This is a genomic window from Synechococcus sp. 60AY4M2, assembly GCF_002760375.1.
Classification (GTDB): domain Bacteria; phylum Cyanobacteriota; class Cyanobacteriia; order Thermostichales; family Thermostichaceae; genus Thermostichus.
Map to the genome: position 1 here is coordinate 2,814,644 of NZ_AUMZ01000001.1, position 10,157 is coordinate 2,824,800.

Genomic DNA, 10,157 nt, shown 5'->3' on the forward strand with positions numbered 1-10,157 from the left:
ACGCGAAGCCCATGTTCCCCCTTCGGGGGGATCCCTAGAAATTGGAAACACCGGCAGAGCCTCCTCCAGCTTACTCTTCAGATCGCGTTCCCCCTTCGGGGGGATCCCTAGAAATTGGAAACTTGTAGAAACGCCACGGGCCCAACAGCTTGATTCGCATAGTTCCCCCTTCGGGGGGATCCCTAGAAATTGGAAACAAAAGAAAACCTGCTACCCAGTGAGTAGCGGGTTAGTGGCTCTCCCTTCAGGGAATCTCCAGAAATTAGGAAGGCGGCTAAGGAACTCCGAGTAGATCTCGGTATAGGCCTTGACCCACTCGGGATCGGGCTGGATGAGGCGTTCCACCTGCACCAGCCGATCGGCAGCCTGCTGCACCGAGCAGCACCAATAGGCCGAGGCGGCCAGGACAGCTGCCCCTACGGCGGCCTCGGGGTGCTTGACCACTGCTAAGGGGCGGGCAAGGAGGCTGGCGCGCAGGCGCAGCCACAGAGGGCTTTTGCAGCCGCCGCCGGTGGTCAACAGCGTTCCCTCTATGGGGATCCCGTGGGCGGCCAAGGTCTCCAGCCCCAGCCGCTCCACCATTGCCACCCCTTCCAAGAGAGCTGCATAGAAGCGAGGGGATCCCACTTCCGCCTGGGGCAAGAAGCCGGCAAATTCACTATCCAGGATGGGAAAACGCTCGCCGGGTCGGCAGAGGGGATAGCTGACCAAGCCCGTGGGCAGATGGGCTTCCGCCTGCCGATCCAGGGCAGCAAAGTTGCCGCCGGGGAAGAAGTGGGGCAAGACCCCGCCGCCGCAGAAGGAGGCTGCTCCTGGCCACCAACTGGTTCGGTCGGGGTGCAGATGGGAGTAGAGGCTTTGCGTTTGCACGGGATAGGACTCCGTCCCGCTCACGCGAACAGCACTGTTGGCCTTGAAGATGAGGGTTGTGCCCAGGCTGGTGGCAACCTGCCCCAAGCGAGTAGCCCCTGCGGCCAACTGTCCGGCGCAGCCATCGGTGATCCCGGCAGCAATCAGCACCTCTGGCCCCAGCTCCCACTCCGCCCGCACCGTTCCCAGAACCGTTCCTGGCGCCACCACCTCAGGAAAGCGCTTGGGGTCGAGGCCATGGCGAGACAGCCACTCCCGCGGCCACGTGTAGGTTTCCAGGTCGAAGCCGCTTTTTAGGGCATGGGTGTGATCGGTTACCCGCCGGCGGCCTCCCAGTTGGCTCAGGAGAAAGTCCGCCGGGTGGGCCAGGTAGCTGTCCCGGTATTGATCAGGATGGGCTTCTGCCCACCACAGCCAGCGGCTGAGCCCCCAACTGGCCGGGATCCCCAAGCGCCGGGCCTGGGCCTGTCCCCGCAGGTCGGAATACAGCCAGGCCTGATCCAGCGGCATGCCCCGCCCGTCTACCGGCAAAACCGTGCCAGAGGTGCTACAGGCACTGAGGGCAACGATGGCGTAGCGATCCCCCAGTTGGGTCTTCAGGTGTGCCAGCAGCGTCTTCAGGGTGCGCAGCCAGCGGCCCGGGTTGGTTTCCGGTGGATCCCAGGAGCGCTCGCTTTTGCCCACTATCTCGCCTGCCTCCGAGAGGGCCACCACCCGCATCCCCGAAGTACCCAGGTCGATCCCAAGAAACACAGGGTTCATAAGGACTTGCTAGCAGAGTAAACTACCCGGCTCCGACCGCCCCCCTTCCCCCCAACCCCCCGTATACGGGGCGCAGGGGGGCGGGGGGATTGAGGGGGGTACGGTGCGGGGCTGCTGCGGTTTCTAGCTGAACTAGCGCGAAGAGCTTCCCTCAAATGGCTAAAAATCTCGGCTGCTGAGGGCCAAGGCCTCTTGGATATCCAGATCCAAATTCTTCACCGACTCCAGCACCGAGCGCGTAATCAGCTTGCCCGCTTGCACCAAAACGGCGCCAGTTACTGGGTGCAAAAGGGGCTGCTCCGCCCGCCGCCCAATCAACACCTCGATATCCTTAAAAGCGTTGATGTACATCCCCACCGGCAACTCCACCACCACCCCTTCCCCCAGAACCCGCGCTTGACAAGCTAGGCGGGAATTGGTCTTACGAGTGGTGATCACCTCCAAGGTGCGCTGCTCCCGGGGGGTCATGGCCGAGAGCGATTCCATCCCCTCTTTTACATACACATGACAGGTGGCGCAGAGGCCGCGCCCGCCGCACTCTTTCAAGACATTCAGCTCTTCCCGCAACAGCACCGAGAGCAAGTTGCTGTTGGTGGCCACTTCCGACACCTGAGCAATGGGATCCAACCGCACCCGCTTGACCATTGTCTCTCCTTCGTTGTTACATCCCTTAACGTTAGCTTGTCCTGGCAAGGGATCCTAGTCACACCTATACTGTATTATTTTTTACTCGCTCTGGGATTGGGAAGGAGCGGGCTGGGCAGGCTAAAGTAGATCCTGTCCTTGTTTGGGTAGCCGTCGAGCTTTTCCAAGGTTTTGGCGGCATGAGCTCTCCGCCCATCCAGTGGTATCCCGGCCATGTGGCCAAGGCCATTGGCCAGTTGCGGGAACAATTGCGGCTGGTGGACGTGGCAATTGAAGTGGTGGACGCGCGGATCCCGCTGGCCAGCCGTCACCCTGAGCTGGACAAGTGGCTGGGGGAAAAACCTCGCCTCTTGGCGCTTAACCGAGCCGATTCCATTGCGGCAAGGGATCTCAAAGCGTGGCAGGAGCATTTTTCGCAGCAAGGGATCCCGGTCTATCCCACCAACGGCCAATCGGGAGAAGGGGTGCCCCGCCTCAAGCAAGCCATCTTACAGATGGGGCAAGCGGTAAACGAGCGGCGGCAACGGCGGGGCATGCGGCCGCGGGCTGTCCGGGCCGTGGTGGTGGGCTTTCCCAATGTGGGCAAGTCTGCCTTGTTGAATCGACTTTTGGGACGGCGAGCCGTCGAGAGCGCCGCGCGCCCTGGGGTAACCCGGCAACTGCAGTGGGTACGGCTGGGAGGGGAGTTGGACTTGCTGGACTCGCCGGGCATCCTCCCGCCTTCGCTGCCGGATCAACAGGCAGCCTCCCTGCTGGCCATCTGTGATGACATCGGCGCCGCAGCCTACGATCCTGAGCAGGTGGCCGCCTACTTCGTGGATCAACTGCTGCAGGTGCAGCCCCAGGCCCAAGCCCTGCTGCAACAGCGCTACGGCTGGCCCGACCCGATCCCCCCTGGCAGCGTGGCAGTGCAAGATCTCGCAGAGCGGCGGTATCGAGGGGATGCCGAACGAGCGGCAAGGCAAATTCTCAACGACTATCGCAAGGGATGGCTAGGGCCTCTAGCTTTGCAACTCCCCCTAGCTGCTAGCCCTCCAGCAAGAGGCTAGTCCACTAGATTTTGGTATATCTTGCTCCGGAATGCTGCAAAGTGAGGGATAGGATAGGCGCAGAGCGTTAAGCTTTTCCCTGCACTTAGGGGCAGGTTTATTGCGCAGCTTTTTTCTTCAACCTGCCTGCAGGCGGCTTGAATCAAGGATAAGCTGTAAGGAACTCCAGTGATCGATACTAGAGGTAGCAGTTAAACCATCCTTTTTGCGGACTCCCATGGGTCAGCCTGCTGTTGCCACCAGCTTAGAAGGAGGCTTTGACCTAAATAGCCTGGATTTTGAGGTGCCGGGATGGCTGCGGGCTTTGCTTTCAGGCGCTGAAGATCTCGGCGATGGGCTGCGATCCTACACGGCGGAAGAGGCAGATTTGCTGCGCCGGGCCTTCGAGTTTGCCTACTGTTTGCACAAGGGCCAAAAGCGGAAATCAGGGGATCCCTACATCGCCCATCCGGTGGCCGTGGCCAGCCTGTTGCGGGAGTTGGGGGGTGACGCCGTTACCGTAGCTGCTGGCCTTCTGCACGATGTTGTCGAAGATACGGAAGTTACCCTGGAGGCCCTAGAGGCCGAATTTGGCCCTGAGGTTCGCCTGCTGGTGGAGGGGGTAACCAAGCTTTCTCAGTTTAATTTCTCCAGCAAAACGGAGCAGCAAGCAGAAAACTTCCGCCGCATGTTTGTGGCCATGGCCAAGGATATCCGGGTCATTGTGGTCAAGTTGGCGGATCGCTTGCACAACATGCGCACGCTGCAATATCTGCCCCCCCACAAGCAAAAACAGATTGCAGCCGAAACTATGGAGATCTTCGCCCCCTTGGCCAACCGGCTGGGGATCTGGCATTTCAAGTGGGAACTGGAAGACTTGGCCTTTAAGTACCTGGACTACGAAGCCTATCGCCAGATTCAAGAGCTGGTCAACGCCAAGCGTAGCGAGCGAGAGGCAGAGATCCAAGCGTTTATTGAAGAGCTGCGGAAGCACCTCATTCAAGGGGGGCTAGAGCACTTTGAGATTAGCGGGCGGCCCAAGCACCTGTACGGCATCTACCGCAAGATGCAGCAGCAGCGCAAAGAATTTCACGAGATCTACGATCTCCTGGCCGTGCGGGTTATCGTGCAAACCGTGAGCGAATGCTACCGGGTGCTGGCGGTCGTTCACAACTGTTTTCGCCCCATTCCGGGTCGTTTCAAAGACTACATTGGCTTGCCCAAGGCCAACCGCTACCAATCTTTGCATACGGCTGTGATCGGCCTACAGGGCCGACCGGTGGAGGTGCAGATCCGCACCGAAGAGATGCACCGCGTGGCCGAATACGGCATTGCCGCCCACTGGAAGTACAAAGAAGCCGGCAGCACCCCCGTAAAGCCCGAGGAAGAGCGCTTTACCTGGCTGCGGCAACTGTTGGAGTGGCAAAACGACCTCAAGGACGACAAAGAATACCTGGACACCATTCGCGAGAACCTATTTGAGAGCGAGGTTTACGTCTTTACGCCCAAAGGAGACTTGCTGGCCCTGCCCCAGGGATCCTGCCCGGTGGACTTTGCCTATCGCATTCACTCTGAAATTGGGGATCACTGTGCCGGGGCGCGGGTGAACAACAAGATCGTGCCCTTGAATACCCGCCTGCGCAATGGCGACATTGTCCAAATCATCACCCACAAGAACGCCCACCCCAGCCTGGACTGGATCAATTTTGTAGCCACCAGCTCGGCCCGCAACCGCATTCGCCAATGGTTTAAGCGCTGCAATCGCGAGCAAAACATCGCCCGGGGCCGGGACTTGCTGGAGCGGGAGCTGGGCAAAACGGGGTTCGATGCGCTGCTCAAGTCGGAGCGGATGCAAAAGGTGGCCGAGAAGCTCAACTACACCAGCGTGGACGACCTGCTGGCGGCGCTGGGCTATGGAGAGGTCACCCCCACGCAGGTGCTCCATCGGCTGCAGGAGGTGAGCAAGCCGGCAGTCTCTCCCCCGCCAGAGGAGGGATCCCTTGAGGAAGCCAAGCTGCTGCTGCCGCGGGCCGATGGGAGCCGAGGTTCCAGCCGATCCCAATCTCCCATCCTGGGGGTGGAGGGTCTGAAACACCAGTTGGCCAAATGTTGCAACCCGCTGCCAGGGGATCCCATCCTGGGCGTGGTTACCCGCTTCAAGGGTATCACCATTCATCATCGCGATTGTCCGCGGGTGGCTCAGGTTCCGGGCGAGCGGCTGGTGCCGGTGCGCTGGAACGAGGAGCAATTACGGCAGAGCACCCAGATCTACCCTGTGGAACTGCGCCTGGAGGTCATTGACCGCGTTGGCGTGCTGCGGGACATCCTTTCCCGTCTTTCGGATCAGAGCATTAATGTGCGCAATGCCAGGGTGCAGACCTTTGCCAACCGTACGGCTCTGATCGATCTCTGTATTGATGTGCGGGACAAAAAACAGCTCGACCAAGTTCAGAGTCAATTGCGCCAGCTCTCGGATGTGCTGGTGTTGCGCTCCCGCCACTACCAGAACGGATCCCGCTGAAGAACTTCTAGGGTCTTTTTTTCGCTGGTTCGAGAGGAGGCGCCCATATTAGGATGATTGAGATGGGTAACCAATCTGAGCGGAGGATCCCGGCATGTCAGCAGCACAAGGTGGGCATCTTGCCCGATTCGGACAGCGGCTCTCTGGGGTGTTGTTACTGCTCTGTGTTTGCCTCAGCTTGCTCACCGGTGCCTGCTCCGCAGGCTCTAACTTGCGCGCCTACAGGGATCCTGGCGGAGCCTTTGCCTTTGCCTATCCCAACGGCATGGTGGCAGTGAACTTGGGGCCAGGGAAAGGGCCAGCGGTGCTTCTGCGCGACTTGGTCTACGAGACGGAGAACGTCAGCCTGATGATTGCCCCCTTTGATAAGGGAGAGACGATTGCCGATCTGGGTGGCCCGGACGAGGTGGGGCAATTGGTGGCGGAGAAGATCATCGCCCCGGAAGGCTCTGGTCGCTCGACCAAGCTGTTGGCCGCCGAAGCTTTTGAGCGGCAAGGCCGGCCCTACTACCTGTTTGAGTACCAAACCGATATCGGATCCCAGCTCCGCCACGAGGTAGTGACGGTAACCGTGCGCCACCATCGCCTCTATACTCTGACTGCCTCCACCCAAGAATCCCGCTGGCCGCAGGTGCAGGCTGCCTTCAGGAATGTGGGCCATTCTTTGAATGTCTCTTAAGACTTTTCTCCAAGATTTTTTGAGAATCTTAGCTGCTCTAGGAAGCCTCAGCCAAGGCAGGCCTGATTGCAGAAATTGCATCAATGCCCAATCCATATAAAGGTTGTACCAATTGAGATCGATTTGGCTCTTCAGATCCCAGGCGAGACATCTGCTGCTAAAACGGTAATGTTTTAAATCTGCAGAGATGGGCTTCTATCCCCCTTCAGTCTGGTCTATGACCGTATACGTGGTTCAGATCAGCGACCTGCATCTGTTTGCCAAGCCGCACCAGCGGCTGTTGGGGGTGGACACGGAGACCTCTTTCCTGCAGGTGCAAAAGGCCATTGCCGCCTTGGATCCCTTGCCCGATCTGCTGCTGCTCACCGGGGATCTCGCCCAGGATGGCAGCGCCGCCGCCTATGCCCGTTTGCGGGAGCATCTGCGAGCTCTTCCCATCGACACCTATTGGCTGGCGGGAAACCACGATCGCCTTCATAACATGAACTCAGAGCTCTGCGCCGAGCGAGTACACCGGGAGAAAAGCTTCAGCCGAGAGAACTGGAGCTTTATTTTGTTGAACTCTCTGGTGCCGGGCAAAGACAGCGGCTACCTAACGGATGGCGCCTTGCTGTGGCTCCGCCAGGAGCTGCAGCGCAGCCAGGCTGCCCAGAACCATGTTCTCTTGGCCCTGCATCACCCCCCCTTCTCGGTGGATTCCGACTGGCTGGATCAGAGTGCCCTGCAGCAGCCGGAGCGGCTGTTTCAGGTTTTGGACGAGTTCGACCACATTCGCCTGGTGATCTTCGGCCACATCCACCAAGACCTGCACCGCCGCCGGCAGGGGGTCGATTACTTTGCCTGTCCCTCCACCTGTGTGCAATTTCGCCCCAAAAGCTCTCGGTTTAGCCTGGACGTGATCCCCCCGGCCCTGAGGCAGATATGGCTGGAGCAGGATGGCAGCTTCAAAACCCAGGTGCAACGGGTGGAAGCCGCCCTGCAAATGCCCAACCTAGCTCTGAAAGGGTACTGAAAGATCCCCCTCTCAGCCGACGGCAACCCTCCCCCCTCGAGCGCCTTTGGGCTCTCTAAGCTATTGATATTGATTGGCGCTGTGGCCCCTCTGGGAGGGAGATCTGCCCAGACCCTTGCCATCTTTTGAAGGCGATGGAAAGAACTCTAGAAGAAATTAACCGGCGCATTGCCAAAGGCCAGGTGCGGGTGTGGACGGCCCTGGAAGCCAAGGCCAAGCTGGCCACCCTCAGCCTTGAGGAGGCCTTTGAGCAGGTGGATGTGGTAACCACGGGCACCTTTGAGCCGATGGAGTCGTCGGGGGCCATCCTCAACCTGGGCCATACGGATCCGCCGATCAAGATTCGCCAGGCTTGGCTAAATGGGGTGCCCGCCTATGCCGGCTTTGGCGCCGTGGATCTTTACCTAGGGGCAGCCCAGCCCAGCGAGCAAGCCGATCACCCCTACGGGGGCGGCCACGTTATCGCCGATCTGGTGGCCGGCAAGCGGGTGCACCTGCGGGCTGTTGGCCAGGTAACCGACTGCTATCCCCGCGCTGACTACGAGACCACCCTGACGCGGGATCAGCTCAACCAGTTCTACCTGTTCAACCCCCGCAACGCCTACCAAAACTTCATTGTCGGCGTCAACGGCGGGGATCGGCCCCTGTACACCTATTTGGGCCTGCTGGAGCCGCACCTGGGCAATGCCGTCTATTCCAATCCAGGTGAGCTCTCCCCCCTCCTCAACGACCCCCTCCTGCGCCGGGTGGGGATCGGCAGCCGCATCTTTCTGGGGGGCGGCATCGGCTACATCGCCTGGGAAGGCACCCAACACTTCCCGCGGCAAAAACGGCTGCCCAACCAAACCCCCATCGGCCCTGCCGCCACCTTGGCCCTCATTGGCGACGCCAAACAGATGCAAGCCGAATGGGTGCGGGGCTGCTACTTCCGCAACTACGGCCCCAGCTTGATGTTGGGGGTTGGGATCCCCATCCCCATCCTTTCCCCCGCCGATCTGGAGCCCATCGCCATCCGGGATGAGGAGCTGGTGGCGCCGGTGATCGACTTTTCCATCCCCCGGCGGGTGCGCCCCACCTTTGGCCTGGTGAGCTATGCCCAGCTCAAATCCGGCCACATCACCCTCAACGGCCGCAAGGTGCGCACCGCTCCCCTGGCCAGCCTGCGCCGCTCGATGCAAGTTGCTGAGATCCTCAAACAATGGATTGTAAGCGGTCAGTTTACGCTCACCCAGCCGGTTGCTCCCCTATCCTTGGATCGGGAGTTTCTCGCCCAGAACCCCCACCCATAGTAGGAATCCCCATCTCCCAAACCGGCCATCGGATCCCTGGCAAGGGGTTGTCTTCCAGGCAGTTGCCGCTACCATTACGCCTTAGGTGTTGCCGACAAACGCTCCCTGGGGGAGGGGAGCCGCTATCCGCAAGGGGGAAAGACATGTTCCGGCGTATTGCTGTTGGCTCTGCGGTGTTGGGATGGCTCTTGGCCCTGCCCGGCCACGGCTTTGGGGAGCGGCGGGTCGTGCCCGATACCCCCTTCTACTTCGACAACCACTACTTTGATCGCTACCCGGATGCAGTGGTGGTGAGCGTGGTCAACGGTGACACGCTGGTGGTGCAGGTCGAAGGGGAACAGAAATTGCGCCTCATCCGCCTGGCCGGGATCCAAGGTCTTAGCCCGGAGGAGGATCCCTTTTACCAGCAAGCAATTGAGCTGATGCGGGAGCGCATCCTGCACCGCACCGTCAAGCTGGAAGGGGATAAGCTGCTGCGCAATGTGGATGCCACCGGCTTGGTGGAGGCCTACGTCTGGCTGGAGGGCCAGCAGATGAACGCTATGCTGGTGCGCAACGGCCTGGCCCGCATCGCTCCCTACAGCCACAACATCAAATACGACAGCTACTTCGGTGGCCTGCAAAAAAGAGCCCGCCAAGAGCGCCTCGGCATCTGGAGCCGCCTCTGACGCCTTGGATAGCTCTAGACTGGGTTTACTGGGCACTCTGAGAGACGTCTGCCTGCTTTGAGGGTTAAATCCACTCCGGCTTCCCGGGATCCCAATCGCTGGCTGAGGCGGCTGCCTTTGGTGACCGGCCTTCTGGGCAGCGTCCTTGTGCTGGCCAATCGCCTGCTGTTTACGCCGGAGTTGCTGGCCAGCCAGTCCCGCTCCGACGCCTTGGGGATCCTCCTCAGCGCTGTTTTGATCTTGACCGGCCTGCTGTGGCAGCAGATCCAGCCGCGTCCTCCCCAGGCTGCCCCCCTGCAGGGAAGTCCAGGTTGCGACTGGCACCCGGATCTGTCCGAGAGGGAAAAACTGGAGCTGGCCTGGGCTTCCCACACCCTGCTCAGCACCACCGCCGCCCGCACCGTGGTGATCTGGGTGGAGGGGCGCACCCTGCTGCAGCGGGGGATCCTGGCCAGCCCCGGCCACTTGCCCTCCCTGCAGCTTCAGGGCACCCTGCAGCAGGTATTGGAGACACGTCAGCCCCTCTACCTGGGGGATCTGAGATTTTTCCCCGCCCGCGCCGAGTTCGACGGCCTGTTGCCCCCCGGATCCCAGGCAGTTCTCTGCCAGCCCATCGGCCAGAGGGGATGCCTCATTTTGGGCAGCGACAGGCCGCGCAGCTTCAGCCGCCAGGAGCGGGCCTG

Annotated in this window: 9 protein-coding genes and 1 CRISPR repeat array; of the genes, 7 read left to right on the top strand and 2 right to left on the bottom strand. The window is 60.6% G+C overall.

The features are described 5' to 3' along the window. The first annotated feature begins 13 nt into the window (after positions 1-13). Positions 14-198: a CRISPR direct-repeat array (repeat unit 36 nt; unit sequence GTTCCCCCTTCGGGGGGATCCCTAGAAATTGGAAAC). Between the two features lie 12 nt (positions 199-210). Together SYN60AY4M2_RS12320 and SYN60AY4M2_RS12325 are read right to left on the bottom strand one after the other, a co-directional pair. After that, entirely contained in the window at positions 211-1,632 is a 1,422-nt protein-coding gene (locus SYN60AY4M2_RS12320) for an FGGY-family carbohydrate kinase (RefSeq protein ID WP_099813045.1), read from the bottom strand. A gap of 159 nt (positions 1,633-1,791) precedes the next feature. Continuing rightward, positions 1,792-2,277 carry a 2Fe-2S iron-sulfur cluster-binding protein gene (locus tag SYN60AY4M2_RS12325; RefSeq protein WP_099813046.1) on the bottom strand — a complete coding sequence of 162 codons (486 nt, stop codon included), beginning with the start codon at positions 2,275-2,277 and terminating at the stop codon, positions 1,792-1,794. Positions 2,278-2,456: 179 nt separating this feature from the next. Between SYN60AY4M2_RS12325 and ylqF the strand changes: the two genes are divergently transcribed. From ylqF to SYN60AY4M2_RS12360, 7 genes are all read left to right on the top strand, one after another. After that, entirely contained in the window at positions 2,457-3,326 is an 870-nt protein-coding gene (ylqF, locus tag SYN60AY4M2_RS12330; protein ID WP_099813047.1) for a ribosome biogenesis GTPase YlqF, read from the top strand. A gap of 217 nt (positions 3,327-3,543) precedes the next feature. After that, entirely contained in the window at positions 3,544-5,826 is a 2,283-nt protein-coding gene (locus tag SYN60AY4M2_RS12335; protein WP_099813048.1) for a bifunctional (p)ppGpp synthetase/guanosine-3',5'-bis(diphosphate) 3'-pyrophosphohydrolase, read from the top strand. Between the two features lie 94 nt (positions 5,827-5,920). Next, entirely contained in the window at positions 5,921-6,505 is a 585-nt protein-coding gene (gene psbP / locus SYN60AY4M2_RS12340; protein WP_071813523.1) for a photosystem II reaction center PsbP, read from the top strand. 217 nt (positions 6,506-6,722) lie between these two features. Continuing rightward, the gene (gene cpdA / locus SYN60AY4M2_RS12345; RefSeq protein WP_041438436.1) at positions 6,723-7,517 is read left to right on the top strand and encodes a 3',5'-cyclic-AMP phosphodiesterase; all 795 of its coding nucleotides are present in this window, start codon (positions 6,723-6,725) and stop codon (positions 7,515-7,517) included. Between the two features lie 134 nt (positions 7,518-7,651). Next, positions 7,652-8,806: a homocysteine biosynthesis protein gene (locus tag SYN60AY4M2_RS12350; RefSeq protein ID WP_011430761.1), complete on the top strand. Its 1,155-nt coding sequence runs from the start codon at positions 7,652-7,654 to the stop codon at positions 8,804-8,806. 143 nt (positions 8,807-8,949) lie between these two features. Next, the gene (locus tag SYN60AY4M2_RS12355; protein WP_011430760.1) at positions 8,950-9,474 is read left to right on the top strand and encodes a thermonuclease family protein; all 525 of its coding nucleotides are present in this window, start codon (positions 8,950-8,952) and stop codon (positions 9,472-9,474) included. Between the two features lie 57 nt (positions 9,475-9,531). Continuing rightward, on the top strand, positions 9,532-10,157 hold a 626-nt coding region (locus tag SYN60AY4M2_RS12360; RefSeq protein ID WP_099813049.1), incomplete at its 3' end, for a cofactor assembly of complex C subunit B.